The following is an 18,474-nucleotide window of genomic DNA, read 5'->3' as shown; positions in this document are numbered from 1 at the left end:
AACGATTTGCGGGAGTGGGGACGAGCTACAGTGCGATTTGCGCACGTGCTCTCGAGAGCTCAGGCGGCGCGGCGGGGCCTTGCGAGGCGCCGGCGCAGCCGCGTGGCGGCGAGCGCCCCGAGGGCGAGCAGCCAGGCCGGTGCGTCCTGAGGGCCGTTCGCCGTGCGGAAGGCGCAGCCTCCTGCTGCGCTCGGGAGCTCACCGCCGCCGCTGCTCTGCGTGCCCGTCGCGCCGGCGCCGGTGGTCGTGGAGTCATCGCCGCCCGCGCTGGTCGTGGTGGATGTGGCGCCTCCTTGATGGCTGGTGTCACCGCCTTGGCCGCCTGTGGCTGTGCCGCCAGCGCCACCCTCGCCGCCAGCGCCCCCGTCGCCGCCGCCGTGGCCGCCTGCACCGCCGCTGCCGCTCACGGCCCCGCCGCCTTCGCCCGTGGTGCCGCCGCCGGCGCCGTCGCTGCCGCCCCCCGCGCCAGCGCTCTCGCTCCCGCCTCCGCCCGGCACGCAGGCGCCGCTCTGGCACATCCCGGGCGACGCCGGCTGCGCTGCGACATAGAGCCACGCATTGTCGAGACGTTGATGCCCCGAACTGCCGCCGGCGATCAGGATACGGCCGTCGTGGAGCCGCTCCATCACGGCGCTCTGAGCCCTCACGTCCAGCGCCGGCGCGAGCGTCCAGGTGTCGCTCGCTGGGTCGTAGATCTCGGCCGTGAAGGCACCGTCTTTGGCTCTGGAGGGGGACGGGAGGCCCGTCACCAGGACCCTGCCATCGGGGAGGAGCGCTGCGCGGGGGGAGTCCCGTGGCTCGACCATCTCTCCGGTCGGGGTCCACGTGTCGCTCGCCGGATCGTAGATCTCGGCCGGCTTCATGTTGGCTCCGGTGTTTCCTACTCGTCCCCCGCTGACGAGCACCCGGCCGTCCAGAAGCAGCGTTGCCGCGTGGCGGCGGCGCCTCCACTGCATCGAGGCGACGCTTGTCCACGTGTCGGTCGCCGCGTCGTAGATCTCCGCGCTCACCTCCAGGGATTGCCTGTCTCCGCCCGTGACGAGGACCCTGCCGTCCTGCAGCAAGGTCGCCGCGGCGTTGCTTCGCGGAACGTTCATGGGCGCTGCCAGGGTCCACGTGTCGGTGGCGGAGTCGTAGATCTCGACCTTTTCTCCGCCGCCGTCGACGTTGCCGTCGCCGCTGGCGACGAGCACCCGGCCGTCCGCGAGCGGCGTGACCGTCGCGTCGGCCATAGAGCGCGACACGATGGTGGGCGCGGCCGGCGTCCACACGCCCGTCGCAGGGTCGAATCGCACCGTCTGCGAGGGGCGCCGGAGCGGGCCATCGGCGATCCCCAGGGCCGTCCCGTCCGGAAGCGATACCAGCCTCGTCGGGCGCCTCGGCGCGTTCAGCTTCTCGGGGGGCTGCCACGAGCCCGTGCTCGGGTCATAGCGGAGCCAGACATCGCCCGCACGCGGCGGATTCCCTGTCTCGCCGAACCCGATCATGAGGAGCGTCCCATCCTGGAGCAGCGTGGCCGCAGGCAGGTTGAGGAGGACGCCCATCCGCCCCGTCGCCTGCCAGCTCTCGGCGGAGCCCGGGAAATCGCAGAGCGCACCGTCCGGCTTCGCGGACGCGGGCGCCGCACACCCCGCCGCGGGGTCGCACACCGGCGCTTCATGGCAGTCATCGACGGGCAGGCACACCGCGAGGCTCGACCCCACGCAGGCCCCGCCCACGCAAGCGCTCGCCGCGGAGCACACGTCGCCGTCGCTGCACGGCGTCCCGTCCGGCGCGGCCGCGCCGTCGACGCACGCGCCCGCCTCGCAAACACCCCCGACGACGCACGCGTCCGTGTCGTCGCAGGCGACGCCCGTGAGGGGGGTGCAGACGCCATCCTGCGATGCGCCCGAGGCCGCCGCGCAGGCGTCGCAGGGGCCGGCGCAGGCCGCCTCGCAGCAGACCGAGTCCACGCAGAAGCCGCTCCCGCAGTCGCTGTCGGCGTCGCAGGTCTCGCCGAGCGGCGAGCGCTCGCGGAAGAGCACGGCAGACGCCGTGGCGGTCGCGGCGTCGACGTAGCCGCCGGCGATCAGCACGCTGCCGTCGTTGAGCCGCGTCGAGGAATGGTAGGCGCGCGCCATGGTCACGGGCGGCGCGAGGTCGAGGCTCGACCAGGAGAGGGTCGCCTCATCGAAGAGCGCCTGGATCGCATAGAAAGGAACGACGGACGCTGTCGAGCCCGCGGGCCTGCAGGGCTCCGCGCCTCCGGTCAACAGCACCTTTCCGCTCGGGAGCAGCGAGGTGCGCATCCCCTGGATACCCGAGGAGTCCTGCCCGCACGGGCTCGATGCCGGAGCATACGGTCCCGGGGTCGGCTCCCAGCGGTCGTCCTGCGGCAGGTAGAGCTGCGAGAAGGCGTGAATCTCCGGGGCCGGGCCGGCGGGGAGGGTGCCTCCGACGACCAGGACCCCGCCGCCCGGGAGCGTCGTCGCGCCGGGATACGCAAGCTCGGTCGTCGGCTTCACGGCGCCCAGCTCCCAGGTCCAGAGCTGGGTCTCCAGGTCATAGAGGCTGCAGCCGCTTCCGGCCACCATCACGCGGCCGTCCTGGAGCAGGGTCGCGCTCACAGGCTGGGGCCTGTAAGGCAGCCTCACCCACCGGTCCACGGCGTCGCAGTGCGGAAGGTCCGTCCAGCCGCGCGACTCCGGGTCGTAGATGGCTGCGTTCTGGTAATAGTGCAGCACGAACTGGCCATCGAACTCGTCGTAGACGTCTTGCCAGGCCAGCCCGACGAGCACCGGCCTGCCGCCGGCGAGCATCATCGAGGGCGCGGGGTGCGCTATCGGCAGCGGCCCTGCAGGCGTCCAGGTGTCGCTCATCGGGTCGTAGATCTCGGCCGAAGACAGGGAGGTTCCCTGCGCCTGTGCGTTCATCATCCTGCCGCCGGCCACGAGGACATGGCCGTCTGGCAGCAGGATGGCCGCGTGTCCGCTGCGGGCCTGGAGGAGCGGCGCCGCGGGCGACCATGTCCCGGTCGCCGGGTCGTAGATCTCGACTGCGTTGAGGCTCATCGCCTCTCTCGTCGTGTAGGGCGGTCCGTCCAGCTCCGGGTATCCACCCGCGACGAGCACCCTGCCGTCCTGGAGCACCGTGGCTGTGTGCTCGCCCCGCGGGGTGATCATCGGCGACACGCTCTCCCAGGACGGCGCGCTGGCCGCCGACGCGACGCCCGCGCAAAGTGTCACGAACCCGCAGGCAGCGGCGCTCCCCAGCCTTCCGATCGATCTCATGTCCCGATGACCTCCGCGGCCTTCTGTTGCTCGCGGTGGCGCGAAGATTCAGGGCGTGGAGGACGCGCTCCGCACGCTGCCCGATGTGCCGTCGATACAGCAGCAATCGGCTCACCCTGGCGCAGTCTCATCGTCTCGCGCTCGGAAATCCACGATTTGTGCTGGCACATCAGGCTGGCACATCCGTTGCTGAAGGGGCGGCATGAAGACCTTTGTCCGATGGCTCATTCCCCTCGCGCTCCTTCCTGTGTTCGCCTGCTCCGACGCGGTCGAGCAGCCTTCCGGCGGAGGTTCGGGGGGCGGCACGCCCGACGAGCCCCAGTCCTCCAGCGTATCGAGCGGCGCTGGCGACACGCCCGAGGAGACCACGTCGTCCAGCGCCTCGACCGGTGGCGACGCCCCCGTCGCGTGTGATTTCTCAGGAGGGGGCGCGCCGCCGGGGGCGCGCTGCGCGAACGAGGGCGAGCTTTGCGACTACGCCTGCTCCCCCTGCAGCGTCACCTGCACCGACGGCGTGTGGGTCGAGCACTGCACCGCATGTCCCGATACGGCGCCCGAGAACGAAACGGACTGCAGTTCCTACTACGGCGTGGGGCCGTGCAGCTACAAGCGCGAGTGTGGCACAGTGAGTGCCACTTGCGACGGACCGACCGGGTTGTGGGTGGTCAGCTGCGGTGACGAGAGCGACGGGAGTGGCGGGGGCAACGAAGGCGGTGGGGGCAATGCAGGCGGCGGCGGCGAGGACACCCACGGCGGCTGCGGCGGATAGAACGACAAACGGGTTGAAACCCCGAGAAAAGCAGGAATTTCACAGGGAGACGGGGAGGCGGGGAGCGAGAGACGGCAAGAGGGAGAAATTCATTTTCTTTCTTCCTCCCCGCCTCCTCGCCTCCCTGTGAAAATTCTCCGGGTTTCAACATGATCGCTGTTCTAGGCGTGGCCGCGGCGGCTCCCGCCGCCACGTGTGCCGCGCGCTCGGCCTGCGATCGACCGCCGCGCGGCGGCCCGCCCGCCTCGGCCCTTCGCGCCGGCGCTCAGGAGGCGTTCCGGCGCGACTCGTTGTTCTTCGTCTCCGGGGGTGACGTCGCGCCGATGGAGGTCGCGGAGCCCGCCGTGACGCCGCTCGTGCTCGCGGCCGCGCGCTCGCTCGACGACGACCCCGCGCTCGTCCTCGCCTCGCCCTGCTGCTGCTCGCGGTAGAGCCGGATCTCGTTCCGCACGTCGACCACGCCCGAGATCCGCTCGGCGAGCGCCTCCAGCTGGTGCTTCACGCGACGCTCGCGGACGGTCCCGGAGAGGATGACCTCGCCGCTCTGCACCTTCACCTCGACGTCGCTCGCGTCGAGGTCCGGCTGATCGGAGATCTGATCGCAGATGTCCTCGCGGATCCGCTCGTCCGAGCGCTTGTACCCCTTGGGCGGGCGACCACGCGAGCCGCCGGGCCCGCCGCCCTGTCGAACGGTCTGGAGGAAGCTGCGGCCGCCTGAGGCCTGTCCGCCGGATCCCTGTCCGCCGTAGGGCCGAGGGGAAGGGCCTTGATCGCCGTCGAAGGACGACTCGTGGCCTTCGTACCCGCGTTGCTGTCCTGGCCGCTCGTTCCAGCCGCGCTCGTCGTCGGCCCACTGCCGGAGGCCGCCGCGGGCTCCGTATCCTTCGTGCTGGACTCCGCCCAGGCCTCCCTGGCGACCGAAGCCGCCCTGGCCGCCACCAGATCCACCCTGGCCACCGAATCCACCCTGGCCTCCGAGGCCGCCCTCACCGCCCTGGCCGCCGCCGAAGTGGCCCTGTCCGCCGAAGCCGCCCTGGCCAACCTGTCCGCCGAAGCCGCCCTGGCCACCGAAATAGCCCTGACCGGCGCCATAACCGCCCTGGCCGCCGCCGAAGCCACCCTGTCCGCCGAAGTGCCCCTGTCCGCCGAAACCACCCTGTTCGCCCAAGCGGCCCTGTCCGCCGAAGCGGCCCTGTCTGCCCTCATCGCCATAGGCGCCCTGGCCACCGGCGAATCCGCCCTGGCCGCGGCCGGATCCCTCTCCGCCGTGGCCGCCGAAGTGGCCCTGTCCACCGAAGCCGCCCTGGCCGCCACCGAAGCCGCCCTGGCCGCCGCCGAATCCGCCCTGGCCGCCGCCGTGACCGCCTTGGCCGCCGCCGAAGCCGCCTTGGCCGCCGTAGCCGCCCTGGCCGCCGCCGAAGTGACCTTGGCCGCCGTGACCGCCCTGGCCGCCACCGAAGCCGCCCTGGCCGCCGCCGAAGCCGCCTTGGCCGCCGCCGTGGCCGCGCCTGGCGTCAAGATCGTCGCGACCTCCTCGCTGGAAGTCATCACGCTGGCCGCCCCAGTCCTCACGCCGGGCGTCCTCGCGCTGCCCCCAGGCGCGATCCTGTCGGACCTCCCAGCCGCGTTCGCCGCCCTGGCCGCGCCAGCTCGGGTCGCCCTCGCCGTCGCGCTCGCCCTCGTGGCCGCGTCCGACAGACTCTCGCTGATCGGGGCGACCGCGGAGATCATCGTGACCTCCGCGGGAATGGCGCCGATCGTCTCGCTGGAGGACTTGCTCGTAGTTGCCACGATGCCCGTAACTAGCATCCCCGCTCGCTCCGCGCTCGCCACGATATCGCTCATCGCCCCGCTGACCCGGGGTTGACCCAAACCGCTCGTCGTCGCGCCCCGGCGCATCGTTATGTTCCTCGTCGATCCATCCCTGACGATTCGGCATGACTCCTCCGCCTTTCTTGCGAGGAGAGCGACACGGCAGCGAAACTGGGCCGCTCCTCTCCGGTGATCCAGCCGACGCTCGGTCTACATTCGGGCGACGCACGAGCGTGCGGGAGGACAGCCGTATCGGGCCGCCGGTCGTGCGTGCCTGTCCGGCGCCGCGTGGGCTGAAGATCCAGGGCCCCGACGCCCCGGCGCGATCCGTCATCGCACATCGCAAGGGGTGTTCCAGGACGGCGAGGGCGGTATTTCGCTCCGTTTTCAGGGAGATTTCGCCCCGTCAGGCCCGCTGCGAGGCGCGATGCGCCCCATGCCGGAGCGACCAAATCGTCTCACAGAGACGTTGTGCCACAGTGACGACATCATGACTTAGGGCTTCCCCTGAGGGTGACCCGGGAGCCGACGGACGAGCTCACATGACTTTCCGGGCCGCGCGCCGGCGTCGCTCGCCGATGTGTCGACTTCAGGCCATCCGATCTCGACCATCACTGCGCGGATGAGCCCGCTTCATCGATCGCCGATGAGCTTCCTCGAACGCCGCACGCCCGCGGGCGCCCCATGAGGGGCGCGAGAGACGAAGAGCGAGGACCGGAGCGACGAGGGGCGAGCCGCGACACGAGCCGGGAGAAGAATGAGCAGGGCGGAAGGCGAAAAATGCGACCATCGCGGCATACCGGCCGGACGCTCTGCAGGCCACGGCGAGATCCGCGGTTCGCGTGTTCGTGTGCGGGCGGCAGTCCGGCCCGCTCCTCACCGAAAAACCATGCGCGCGCCGCGCGGCCGCGATTACCCTCGCGCCTTCCTCGGAGCTCCCATGCCGGCCCAGCAGCGAAGCGTGACGAAATGGCTCGAGCGAGCCCCTGCGCCGGTGTTCACGGCCTTCGCCGTGATCGCCGCGTTCTCGACCTACTTCTGCATGTACGCCTTCCGCAAGCCGTTCGCGGTGGGCTCCTACAAGGGGATGGTCGCGCTGCCGCTGCTGCCCGCGCTCGATCTGAAGAGCCTCTACATCATCGCCCAGGTGCTCGGGTACTGCGCCTCCAAGTTCCTTGGCATCAAGATCGTCTCCGAGATGCCGCCCGAGCGGCGCGCGCTCGCCATCCTCGCGTGCATCGGGGTGAGCGAGGTCGCGCTCGTCCTGTTCGCGCTCGCGCCTGCGCCGTACGCCGCCGTCTTCCTGGCGCTGAACGGCCTGCCCCTCGGCATGGTCTGGGGGCTCGTCTTCGGCTTCCTCGAGGGGCGCCGCGTGAGCGATCTGCTCGGCGCCGGCCTCTGCGCCAGCTTCATCGTCGCGAGCGGCTTCGTAAAGACCGTTGGCAAAGTCACGCTCGGCTGGGGGGTCCCGGAGGTGTGGATGCCCGCGGTGACGGGGGCCCTCTTCTTCCCGCCGCTGCTCCTCTCGGTGTGGATGCTCGCGCAGATCCCGCCGCCCTCGGTGGACGACGAGGCGCTCCGGACCCGGCGCGCGCCCATGGACCGCGCCGCGCGGCGCGCGTTCGTCCTCGCGAACGCGGGCGGGCTCGCGACCCTCGTCCTCGGCTACGTCGTCCTCACCGCTTACCGCGATTTCCGGGACAACTTCGCCCGCGAGATCTGGGACGCCCTCGGCTACACCGACCAGCCGGCCATCCTGACGACGGCCGAGATCCCCGTGGCGATCGGCGCGCTCCTCTCGGTCGCGGTGATGATCGGCATCCGCAACAACCGCGCGGCGCTCGCCGCGATCCACGGCGTCATGGTCGCCGGGGCGGCGCTCGCGGGGCTGAGCACCGCGCTCTACCAGGCGGGCGTCATCGGCCCCGTCGCCTGGATGATCAGCGTCGGGCTCGGGCTCTACGTGGGGTACGTCCCGTACAACTGCGTCCTCTTCGACCGGCTCATCGCGGCCGTGGGCTCGGTGGCGACGGCGGGATTCCTGATCACCGCGGCCGACGCCTTCGGCTACCTCGGGAGCGTGGCGCTCCTGCTCTACAAGAGCTTTGGCCAGGCGAAGCGCTCGTGGCTCGAGTTCTTCCTCGGCTTCAGCTACGCGACAGCGCTCGTCTGCGGGGCCCTGTTCACCGCGTCCGCGGCGTACTTCTGGCTGCGCACCCGCGGCCCGTCCGCCGCCGCGCGGCCGGCGGCGCTCGACGCCTGACGCGCCGCGCGCCACGCGCCACGCGCCACGCGCCACCAACTACCGGCCGTGCGCGCGAGCCATGGGGGGCGCGTGGCGCCGGCGAGGTGGCGGGAAGGGCTCAGTTGATCGGCGGGATCTCGGTCTTGCAGCCGACCTGGAGCTGGACCTGCCCGCCCGCCTGGAAGTGGGTGCACGTCGCGGGGCACATCACGATCTTCGTCGGCGTGCCGCCGGTCGCGGGGTCGACGTCGTAGTACCAGCCGCCGGCGGTCGCGTCGCAGCGCGCCTCGGTGGCCACGTAGAAGATGGTCGACGGGTCGGCGCCCTCCGGCGGCGTGTGCTGGACGTTGAGCGTGCCGTAATCGAGCGTCTGCCCGGCGGACGGCGCCGGGACCTGGTACTCGCACGCGAGGCTCGTCCCGCGGATCTCGCTGAGCGCGTCGAGGAACGCCTGCGTCACGTCGGAGCTCGTGTCGATGAAGTAGGCCGACGTCGTCCCGCCGCCCTCGGCGATGCGGTTCATCGTGGCCTGGGCGCCGTCGTCGTCCCTGCCGAAGACGCCGATGACGAAGGTCGAGATGCTCGGCGAGCCGCCCAGCCCCTCGGCCGCGATCTCCGCGATGCCGTCGGCGGACGTGGGGTTGCACTCGGTGGGCATCCCGTCGGTGGCGAGCACGGTGACGACCCTGTGGGTCGGGTTCGCCTGGGCGTGGGCCCGGGCCTGGGCGATCGCGCCGGACAGGGCGCCGGCGGTGGGCGTGCCTCCGTCGGGAAATGTCCGGTCGATCGACCCGATGAGCTCGTCGGCCCAGGCGGCGTCGAGCGGCGCGATCGAGACGGCGGGCGTCGCGTAGTCCTCGGTGACGCACGAGTACGGATGCGCGCAGGAGCTCCGGGTCACCTTGTTGCACGTGCCCGCGCGGTTGGGACAGCGCTCGCCGATGTCGCCGCAGACGATGTTGCTGTTCTGGGAGCATACGCCGATGTCGATGCACGCGTCGTCGTCCGGGCAGTCCGCGTCGGTGACGCAGACCTGGATGCCCGTGCGGGCGTCGAACGAGCTGCGACAGGCCCGGAGCGCGCACGGCCCGCTGACGCCGCACTCCTCGTGGGTCCTGCAGCTCATGGGCTGGCCGGCGTTCAGCAGAGGGAAGTACTGGAGCCCGACGCCGAGCCCCTCCGACTTGGGGTCGGTGAAGAAGGCCTCGAGCGCGTCGGTCACGGCGGTCCACTTGGTGCCGCCCGTCGCGAGCCGATCTCTCATCGACCCCGACGAGTCGAGCATGATGTAGAGGTCGAGCGGCACGAGCTCCGCCGTCTTCGTCTCCCCGGCGCACGACGCCTCGCCGCCGGCGCCCTCGCCGGCGCCGCTGCTTGGCCCGGTGGTGATCTCTCCAGGCCCGTCGGTGCCAACTCCGGTGCTCGTCGCTCCGCCTGTTCCCGGGCCGTTCCCCGTGCCATTCCCCGGGCCTGTCCCCGAGCTGGCCCCGGCGCCCGCTCCGCCGGCTCCGCCGGCGGAGACCGAGCCGTCGGCCCCCCCGCACGCCGCGAAGATCACGCTGATCCCCGTCGCGGCGAGCGCCACCATCGCTGACCGGTTCCTCATGAGAAGAATCGAAACACCCTGGAAGCGCTTTGTCGAGCGTGTTGACTCGAACCCTCTGTCCGCGCTCTGGCGCGGTGTGGGGCGGGGTGAGACGCTGCAGGGGAGGTCAGGCGACAGCTGAGCTCCCCGTGTGCTCGCGGGCACAGGATTGCTCCGAAGCACAGGATTGCTCCGGCCAGCAAGGTGCTTTGGAGCACACGTCTGCTCCGGAGCTTAGGGCTCCGCCGCAGCGCAGCGTGCTTTGGAGTACAGGGGGGCTCCGGCGCGTGGCGCTTTGCCGGACTGCAGGGGTCGGGAGCGCCGGGGGGCTCGGTAAGGGCGGCGCGGCGCCGAGCTCAGGGGTGCTTCTTCGGACCGACGAGGCTGCGGAGGACGGCGCGGGCGACCTCGGCCCCCGTCGCGTCGCGCAGGCTCACCGGGATATCGTACTCCCTGCGCTCGCTGGTCTCCGGGAGAGGGCACTCGCAGACGGCGCGGATCGTCCCGCGGGCCTTCTTCACGTACTCGATCGAGAGGCCCGCGACGATGAACCGGGCGTCGTCGGGCAGCGCGTAGGACAGCGCCGTGTTGCCGGTGAGCTCGGCGAGGTTGACGAGCGCGACGGCGTGCACCGAGCGGAGGTGGTTGCGCAGCCCCGGCCGGTCGCGCATCGACACCTCCGCGCGCCCCCGCTCGAGGACCTCGACCTCGGCGCGGATCGTCCCCGTGTACGGGGCCATCGCGCCGATGAGCCGGCTGAACAGGCGCTTGCCCCCCGGCAGGGGGCTCAGCTTGTCCCAGACGTCGCGGATGGTGTTGCGGCGCGAGCTCGCCGCGATCGATGCGAGAGAGAAGTCGGTGAGCTTCATGCGCTGGATCCGCGGAGCGGGGGCGCAGCCTGCCTCGAGTCGCGCGCGGGCGCACCCGGAATCCCCGGCGAGCCGGTGCGTCCCGGCGCCTCCTCGCGCCGCAACCTGGGTGCGGTACGACCCATTCGCCGCATGAATTATTCTACAGAATGCTATTCTATAATCGGATGGATCCGGAGCGCCATTGCGCCCCGTTTTCGCGAGGATTCTGCGGGATTTCCGGCCTCCTGGCGCCCGTGAGCAGCCGTCCGGCCCCCCGTCCGTCGCGCGCGGCCTGCTTCGGGCGGCAATCTCCCGTCCGTGCCCGGAACTGGACTTGTGTATGACAAGACCTCGACGTCCGGGCCAAGGCGGCCCACCTGAAAAAGAGCGCGCTTTCGAGCTTCTCTTTCGTGAGCAAACCTCCGCGCTCGTAGGGCGCTGGCTGACGGGGCTGGGGGTCCCGCTGCGTGATCGCAAGGACCTCGCGCAGGAGGTCCTGTTCGCGGCGTACCTCAGCTTCGACAGATACAACCCCGAGATCTCCCGGCCCGAGCGCTGGCTGAACAGGATCACGGTCCACACGGCCTCGCACTACCTGCAGCGGGCCCAGCACCGCTACGAAGAGCTCGTGCCCGACGACGAGCTCCCTCCCCTCATCGACCCCGCCAAGACCTCGGAAGAGCTGCTGATCTCGGATCAGGAGCGGCTCGTCGTGCTGGAGCTCATGCAGAAGCTCGACGCCGATGCGCACTGGATCCTGGTCGGGCACGATCTCCACTGCACCTCGATGGCGGATCTCGCGCAGCAGCGCGGCATCCCGCTGTCCACCGCGTACAAGTGGCGCGCGCGCGCCATGCGCCTGTTCCACGACATCCTGCTGAAGCGCCGGCGCGAGGACCGGAAGAGGGAGGGCTCTCGCCTCGTGCTGCCCCTGGATCTGGCGGCGATCCTCGCCACCGCGCGGATCTCGCCGCGCGTGCCCGACGACGTCCGGATCTCGATCCTCCGCGGCGTGCAGGAGTCGGTGGGGGCGCTCAAGGCGGGCAGCGCCGGGAACGCCGCCGGGGGCGTCGGCCAGGCGCTGAGCGACGCCGCGACGTGGCTCAAGGGCCTCGTGAAGCTCGTCCAGCTGCCGACCCTGAGCGTGGCCGCGCCCGTCGCGGCCACGGCGGCGGCGGCCACGGGGGCGGCCTGGCTCGCGCTCCAGGCCCCGGAGCCGCCGCCTCCGCAGGAGGTGAGGCACGTCGCGCCCGCGCTCGTCGCCGCCATGCCGCCGCGCCGGCCCGCCGAGCCGGCGGCGCCGCGCGTCGAGCCGCCGTCGCCGCCGGCGGCCCCGGCGCCCGTCGCCGCCATGCCGCCGCGGCGGAGCCCCCCGGCCCAGCGGCGCGCGCGCGTGCCGCCGCCTGACCGGGGGGAGCGCGCGCCGGCGCCGGTCGCCGCCGAGACGATCGAGAAGCTCAAGATCGAGATCGACGGGCCCGGCAGCAATCACGACATCGCCCTGTTCGACGCGGTCACCAAGGCGCTGCAGGCGCGCGATCCGGACCGGGCGATCGCGGCGCTCCAGCGCTACGAGCGCGAGATGCCGAACACCCTCTTCGCGTCGGAGCGCAAGGTGCTCTGGATCCGGGCGTTCGTGATCGCGAGGCGTTACCCGGAGGCGCGCGCCCTGCTCGAGGAGGCGCGGCTCGATACAGCGATCCAGCGGCAGGCGATCGAGGAGCTGGACACGATATTGAACCCCCGGTGAGCGGGCGGCCGGGCCGCCGCGCGCCCCGCGCCGCGGCGGCTCAGTCGCCGGCGTAGGTGCCGAAGCTCGCCCGGCCGCTCGTGGAGACCTGCGGGGCGGCCTGGCCCACCTGCACGACCGCGGACACGAACGCGGCGGGCTTGAGCCCCTCGTCGGGCCCGGCCTCGTTGGTGATGTACTCCAGCCCGAGCCCCGCCAGGAAGCCGAACGACGTGGTGTTGCCGCCCGAGCCGAGGATGGGGATCGTCGGGGCGACGCCGACGTAGCCGAGGAGGCCGACCCGCCCCTCGCCGAGCGTCTGCACGAAGCCGCCGAGCTGCGCCGCGATCGGGAAGGCCCGGCGCTCCACCGGGTCGTAGCGGTCGATCGCGAGCGCGACGCCGACGGCGCTGAGCACGCTGCGCGTGACGAGGGGCTTCTCCACCCACGGCGCGCGGGTGACCTGCAGCGTCGCCAGCATCGCCGGGACGGTGAGGTACGCGCGGAAGCAGGTCCCCGCGGCCTCGAGCGTCTGGAAGTTGTCCTCGCCGCACAGCGGGACCGAGTGGATCGCCACCGATCCCACGAGGCGCCGGGCGCGCTCCGGCTCGCCGGGCTCGCTCGAGCGCAGCGAGCTCGCGACGCGGCCCGCGTCGGAGACGAGCACCACCTTGCCCTGCGGGCTCAGCGGATCGCTGTAGACGGCCAGCCGGAGCCGCGCGTCCCCGTCGAAGTCCTCGGCGAGCGGCGGGAGCGGGAACTCCGCGCTGCTCGGCGTGACGATCCACGTGCCGTTCTGGAGGAGCTCGATCGGCGTGCCGCTCCGCATCTGATCGGTGCGCGTCAGCGAGACGTGGAGCGCGAGCGGCGCCACGAGCCGGTGCTTGGCCTGGCCCGTCAGCCGGATCCGGCAGTTGCCCAGCCGGAGCGGCGCCGGCGAGATGACGACCGCGCCGTGCGCGAGCGGCTGCGGCCCGGGGCGCGATGGATCGACGTCGGGCGCCCGGCGAGGAGGCGGCAGCCCGGCTGGCGGCTGGGCCTTCGCCGGAGGCGGGGCCTGCTTCGCCGCGCCGGCCTGCGCCGTCGGACCGGCCTGCGCCGCCGTCGGAGGCCGCTGGCCGGCGCCTGCGCCGCCCTGGAGCTGTCCATTCGCGCGCGCAGGTCCCCGGCCCGCCGGCGGGGCAGGGGACGCCCCACGCGGCCCGGGCGGACGGGCGCTCCCGGGCGGCGGGAGGCTCCCGGCGTCGGCGCGGGGCGCGATCGGCGTGGGGCCGCAGTCGACCTTCAGGTCGTCGGCGAGCGGATCGGGGAAGAGGAGCCGCGCGGGGTTCGACTCGACGAGGTTCTCGAGCGGCGGGACGGTGACCCGGTACGTCGCGTTGACGACGTTGGCCGCCGCGGGCGCGTGGAGGTTGAAGGCGGTGACCCGGAGCCAGCCGCCGCCCGGGAAGACGCGGAGGACCTTGCCATCGGGGCGCCCGCAGCCGCCCGAGGCGACCTCGAGGACCGGCACAGTGAACGTGCGCTGGAACGGCTGCACACGGGCGTTGCCGCAGCTGTCGACGATGGCGAGGTAGTGGAAATCGGCCATCTCCGACTGCTTCGGCCACTGCATGCCCAGCGTGAGCTCGCCCGCGTCGGCCGGCGGCGGCTCGGGCCGGCCGTCGCGGCAGACGTCCACGCGATCGGGCGATAGCGGCGATAGCGGCGCCGGCGCGGCGGGCGCGCCCACGGGAGACCGCGGGGCGTCGGCGACCGGGCGGTAGGCGCAGACGTGCCGGTACGAGCGGCGGCCGAGCAGCACCGGGTCGAAATCGAGCAGGCGCTGGCCGTCCTCGGTGAGCCGCCCCCACACCGTGAGCGGCAGGGGAAGCGTCGGGGTCTGGAGCTTGATCGAGCGCAGCATCTGGTCGCCGATCGGGCTCTGCCCGGGGTCGCCGGTCTGCGCGGCGCAGCCGCCGCCGCTGCACAGCCAGCGGCCGCCGCGGCGCGCGGCCTCGATCGGGACCGGATCGGTGTCGCGGACGCTCATCCAGACGCGGCGCGCGTCCGGGAAGATCTCGGGCCCGCCGGCCGACGACGCGGCGCTGGCCGTGCCCGCCGGCGCGCGCACGACCTGCAGGCTGCCGCCGAAGTCGGCGGGGACGGCCATCGGCCCCGCGTCGGTCGGGCGCCTCAGGGTGGTGGCCGGCTCCGGCGTCTCCTCTCCGGTCTCCCCGGTGTCCGTCTCGGGATCGTCCTGCGCCGGCGCGGTGGCGGGCGCGGCGATCGCGAGCGCGAGCGCCACGGCCGACAGGAACGTGGCGGATCTGCGTGCGCTCACGGCGAGCCTCCCCCTCCGGCGCCCGGCTCGGGCTCCGGCTCAGTCTCCGTTTCGGTGTCCTCTTCGGCGTCCTCTTCCGGCTTTTGCTCCGGCGTGACGGTGACGGGCTCGGACGAGCACTCGGGGCTCGCGAGCAGGCGGGGCGTCACACGGAGCGTCGTCGTCCCCGGCGCGACAGCGACGCCCTGGATGATCGTCGCCTCGCTGTCCTCGCCGCGCAGGGTCACCGACGCCCCGCCGAGCGCGATCACCTGGTCGTCGCCGACGGTGAGGTCGACGGGGACGGCGATGCGCACGCGCTCGGCGTTGTAGGCGCTCACCTCGAAGAGATCGCCGGGCGTCCCCGCGGCGACGACGCTCCGGAGGGCGCGCACGCGGAGCAGGCGCGGCTCGGGGTCGACGGTGAGCGAGGGGATCGGGTCGAGCGCCTTCTGCCCCGAGCTCACGGCGATCTTCACCTCGCCGCCGAGGTCGCTGAAGCACAGGATGAAGGGCGGGCTCTCCCCGGTCGCGCCGAGCAGCACGCGCAGGCGCGAGGTCCGCTCGAGGCAATCGGGGGTGAGCGAGAGGGCGGCCTCGCTGTGCAGCGACTCGATGATCACGGGCGCGTGCTCGACGACGCCCGGCGCGTTCAGGGGAGGCGACGCGCGGACGCGCGCCTCGCGCGCCCGGATCGCGCCCGGCCGCCAGGTGGCGCCGAGATCGTCCGGAAGGGGGCCGATCGTGCACATGAGGGGGACGTAGGTCGCGAGCACCCGGTCGCTGTCGCCGAGGCCTCCCGCGATGAGCGCGAAGTTGGCGGCGTCCTCCGGCAAGCCCGCGGGGAGGATCGTGATCGGGAGCTCCTCGGTGCGGTCGGCCCACGAGACGACGAGCCGCGCCTCGCCGGACCAGTCGCCCTCCGAGGCGGCCGTGAAGCGGGCGTAGCCCTGGGTTCCGGCGGTGCAGCGGAACGCGCCGTCCTTCACGCCGCACGAGGCCCCGGCTTCCTGGTCGCGTTCCACGGGGTGCAGCGCGAGCGCCTCGCTCGGGACGGCGCGGACCTCGACGTAGCCGCCGTACGCCGGCTCGTTCGCCTCGGTGAGCTTGAGCGAGACCGCGGTCCGCCAGGGGCTCTGGCGGGGCAGCACCGGCTTGCCCGCCTCGTCGAGCGTGTCGGCGGCGAACAGCGGCCCGGCGACGTCGGCGCGGAGCTCGACCTGCCCGCTCCCGGCGAGGGGATAGCCGCGCTCGATGCAGGCCGGGGCGAGCGAGGCGAGGAGGAGCGCGCCGGCGGCCGCCGCGAGGAGCGGCGCGCCCGGCAGGCGTGGGCGCCGCAGGCCGCGCGGGCGAGCTTTCGCGTGGAGCGCGCGTGGAGCGCGAAGTGCGCGCGGGCAGGAGCGGGGCACGGCCGGCCGGGGCGCGCTCACTTCTGGTAGATCTCGGTGTACTCGGTCCCGAGCGGGTGGCGGTGCCAGGCGTAGGCGCTCTGCGGGAACCCGCTCTCGTCGGTGTAGTCGCAAGGGCCGAGCTCCCACTCGGTGTGCCAGACGCTCGCGCCCGTCGCGGGGTCGACGGACATCCCGTGGGCTGTGACGTCGCTCTCCGGCTCGGCGGGGTCGTGCACGACGCGCGTGGCCTCGTCGAGGTAACGCTCGAGGACCGCGACCGGGATGCGCGCCACGCGCTTGCCGGGCATCGGGATGAGGAACACGTCGCTCTTGTCAACGGTGCTGGTCATGGAGCTCTCTCCTGGAACGCGGGGCGCCGTCGGGAGGCCGCCGAGCGCCGGTTTCCGGCCCGCGCGCCGCGCTGGAGCGGGACCTGGGGAGCTGGAGCTGGCGCGCGGCGCTGTCCGTTCACGCTCGCCCGAGGATACCCGCTTCGGACAGCGCGCGGGAGCGCTTCGCGCGGCGCGGGGCCGGTCGGCACGCTGGAGGGCGCTGCTCGGCTTTCTCAGGCTGCGCTGTCGATGGCGCCTCGCCTCGTCCGGTGTCCGGCGCTGCCGGTTTTGGAGATTGACCGGAGAAGGAGACGGCGCAAAAGATCGCGGGTCCTTCTCCTTTGCGCCCCATGGACGTGATCGCCTACGACCCGTTCCGCGCGAGCTCCGTGCTCTGGCGGCCGAGGAGCGACGCATGGACGCTCACCGTGGTATGCAGGGCGACCTTCGCGCTCGTCCCGGGGGTGTCGCGGATCCTCGGCGCCAGCGACGCCAGCGGCGGCGACGCGGGCGAGGCGCCGGTCGATGAGCTCGGGCGCATCGTCGTCGCGAGCGCGCTCGCCCCCGCGAAGCGCTGGCCAGAGGTGCTCCTCGTGGGCCACGCGCGCGCGCCCGAGGGCGCTCCCGTGACGTCGCTCGTGGCGCGGCTCGCCGTCGGCGAGGTGGACAAGGCGCTCTGGGTGTTCGGCGACCGCTTCCTCACGCCGGACGGCACGGTCACGGGCCCCACGCGTTTCGTCGAGATGCCGCTCCGCTGGGAGCGCGCCGCGGGCGGGCCGGGCACCGCGAACCCCGTCGGCGTTCGAACCGGATCGAGCGCGGTCGCCGACCCGTGGGGCCGCGTCGCGCTGCCGAACCTCGTCCCGGTCGGGTTGCCCCTCGCGCACGACCGCGACGTGCCTCCCGTCGGCTTCGGGCCGATCGCGCCGACCTGGCCCGGGCGCGCGGCCCTCCTGCACCGCCACGCGGCGACGTGGGATCCTGCGCGGTGGAGCGAGCGGCCGCTCCCGGACGATTTCGACATTGCCTACTTCAACGCCGCGCCGCCGGATCAGCGGCTGCGGGAGCTCGCGGGCGACGAGCGCATCGCGCTGGAGAACCTCCACCCCCGTTTCGCGCGGCTCGTGACGAGCCTGCAGGTGGCCGCGCCGCGCGCGACCGCGACGTTGGACAGCGGCTGGTCGCAGGACGTGCGCATGCGGTGCGACACGCTCATCCTCGACGCGGATCGCGGGACCGCGATGCTCATGTGGCGCGGGCACGTCGCGCTCGATCACCCGCAGCAGGCGGGCGTCGTCCGGATCGCTCCGGAGCTGGGCGCTTTCGCGGAGACGGCGATGCCCAGCGTCAGGCAGCAGGCGGCCTTGCCGTTCCGGTCGGCCGCAGACGACGCGCCGGCCAGCGGCGCCGCGGCGGCAGCCGTCGTGACGCCGAGCTGGGAGCCGCCCAGCGGCGCCGCGCTGGCGGCTCCGGCCGGTGAGCCGAGCTGGGAGCCGGCCAGCGGCGCCGCGGCGGCGGCTCCGGCCGGTGAGCCGAGCTGGGAGCCGGCCAGCGGCGCCGCGCTGGCGGCTCCGGCCGGTGAGCCGAGCTGGGAGCCGGCGGATGGCGCTGTGGTCGCGGCTCCGGCCGGGGGGTCGGCCGCGCGCCAGGCCATCGCGGACGACGACCCCCTCGACGGTGTCGCGGTGAGCGCGGCCGGTGCGCCCACCGGCGCGTCGCAGGGGGCGCTCCTGCCGTGCGCGGGCGCGGCGGCGCCGCTGCCGCCGTGCGACGCGTACCCGATCGAGCGGTGCGCGAGGATCGCGGCCGAGCTCGCGTGGCGGCCGGACGCCGCGGAAGAGATCCTCTCGGCGGCGGGGCTGTCGCAGGAGGCATGGCAAGGGCTCCACGCGCGCTGGCTCGACGAGATCGAGGCCGAAGGGGCGCGCGGCAAGCGGAACCTGCTGTCGGCCTACGACGCGGCGTACGTGGCGCAGCTCGAAGCGGTGCGGGGCGCCATCGCGGTCGAGGAGCACGCGCGGCTCGTCGTCGCCGCGGAGCGGGGGGCGGCGGCGGAGGCGCTGCGCGAGCTCCGGCTCCCCGCGGACGCGCTCATGCGGATCCGCCGCGCGTGGATCGCGAAGAGCGCGGCTGATCCAGCGTTCGGGGCGCGGTCGCGGCGGGCGATCACGGCCGAGCGCGAGCGTTGA

The 18,474-nt window shown here is 73.2% G+C and carries 12 protein-coding genes; 5 read left to right on the top strand and 7 right to left on the bottom strand.

The features are described from left to right. Positions 1-59: 59 nt before the first annotated feature. Positions 60-3,269 (bottom strand): Kelch repeat-containing protein, encoded by a 3,210-nt coding sequence (locus tag WMF44_RS28255; RefSeq protein WP_437293148.1) that lies wholly within the window; start codon positions 3,267-3,269, stop codon positions 60-62. Between the two features lie 202 nt (positions 3,270-3,471). Between WMF44_RS28255 and WMF44_RS28250 the strand changes: the two genes are divergently transcribed. Continuing rightward, positions 3,472-4,038: a hypothetical protein gene (locus WMF44_RS28250; protein ID WP_437293147.1), complete on the top strand. Its 567-nt coding sequence runs from the start codon at positions 3,472-3,474 to the stop codon at positions 4,036-4,038. A 265-nt stretch (positions 4,039-4,303) separates the two neighbouring features. Here the strand turns inward: WMF44_RS28250 and WMF44_RS28245 are convergent, their stop codons facing one another. Continuing rightward, positions 4,304-4,657 (bottom strand): BON domain-containing protein, encoded by a 354-nt coding sequence (locus WMF44_RS28245; protein WP_437301624.1) that lies wholly within the window; start codon positions 4,655-4,657, stop codon positions 4,304-4,306. Positions 4,658-4,804: 147 nt separating this feature from the next. Here WMF44_RS28245 and WMF44_RS28240 point away from each other — a divergent pair, with 147 nt between their 5' ends. Together WMF44_RS28240 and WMF44_RS28235 are read left to right on the top strand one after the other, a co-directional pair. Beyond that, positions 4,805-5,905 carry a hypothetical protein gene (locus WMF44_RS28240; protein ID WP_437301702.1) on the top strand — a complete coding sequence of 367 codons (1,101 nt, stop codon included), beginning with the start codon at positions 4,805-4,807 and terminating at the stop codon, positions 5,903-5,905. An 885-nt stretch (positions 5,906-6,790) separates the two neighbouring features. After that, positions 6,791-8,113, top strand: a complete 1,323-nt coding sequence (locus WMF44_RS28235) for a DUF5690 family protein (protein WP_437293146.1) — start codon at positions 6,791-6,793, stop codon at positions 8,111-8,113. Positions 8,114-8,213: 100 nt separating this feature from the next. Here WMF44_RS28235 and WMF44_RS28230 read toward each other — a convergent pair whose 3' ends face one another. Continuing rightward, positions 8,214-9,701 (bottom strand): hypothetical protein, encoded by a 1,488-nt coding sequence (locus WMF44_RS28230; protein WP_437293145.1) that lies wholly within the window; start codon positions 9,699-9,701, stop codon positions 8,214-8,216. Positions 9,702-10,036: 335 nt separating this feature from the next. Next, on the bottom strand, positions 10,037-10,549 hold the full coding sequence (locus tag WMF44_RS28225) for a hotdog fold domain-containing protein (protein WP_437293144.1): 513 nt from the start codon (positions 10,547-10,549) through the stop codon (positions 10,037-10,039). 322 nt (positions 10,550-10,871) lie between these two features. On the opposite strand from WMF44_RS28225, the gene WMF44_RS28220 reads away from it, so the two are divergent. Beyond that, a complete protein-coding gene (locus WMF44_RS28220; RefSeq protein WP_437293143.1) occupies positions 10,872-12,281 on the top strand; it encodes an RNA polymerase sigma factor in 1,410 nt (469 codons plus the stop codon). Positions 12,282-12,321: 40 nt separating this feature from the next. On the opposite strand, the gene WMF44_RS28215 is transcribed toward WMF44_RS28220, so the two are convergent. Genes WMF44_RS28215 through WMF44_RS28205 form a run of 3 tightly spaced genes read right to left on the bottom strand, consistent with a single transcriptional unit; the run spans position 12,322 to position 16,303 of the window. Then, positions 12,322-14,583 carry a hypothetical protein gene (locus tag WMF44_RS28215; protein WP_437293142.1) on the bottom strand — a complete coding sequence of 754 codons (2,262 nt, stop codon included), beginning with the start codon at positions 14,581-14,583 and terminating at the stop codon, positions 12,322-12,324. Further along, the gene (locus tag WMF44_RS28210; protein ID WP_437293141.1) at positions 14,580-15,992 is read right to left on the bottom strand and encodes a hypothetical protein; all 1,413 of its coding nucleotides are present in this window, start codon (positions 15,990-15,992) and stop codon (positions 14,580-14,582) included. The genes WMF44_RS28215 and WMF44_RS28210 overlap by 4 nt, the downstream gene beginning before the upstream one ends. Continuing rightward, positions 15,989-16,303 carry a hypothetical protein gene (locus tag WMF44_RS28205; RefSeq protein WP_012237857.1) on the bottom strand — a complete coding sequence of 105 codons (315 nt, stop codon included), beginning with the start codon at positions 16,301-16,303 and terminating at the stop codon, positions 15,989-15,991. Before WMF44_RS28205 ends, WMF44_RS28210 begins: the two co-directional genes overlap by 4 nt. Positions 16,304-16,635: 332 nt before the next feature. Between WMF44_RS28205 and WMF44_RS28200 the strand changes: the two genes are divergently transcribed. Continuing rightward, complete coding sequence (locus WMF44_RS28200; protein WP_437293140.1) at positions 16,636-18,474, top strand: DUF2169 family type VI secretion system accessory protein; 1,839 nt, start codon at positions 16,636-16,638, stop codon at positions 18,472-18,474.

This window comes from Sorangium sp. So ce426, assembly GCF_051475585.1.
Taxonomy (GTDB): Bacteria; Myxococcota_A; Polyangia; order Polyangiales; family Polyangiaceae; genus Sorangium; species Sorangium cellulosum_B.
This window is presented reverse-complemented; position numbering and strand designations above follow the sequence as displayed.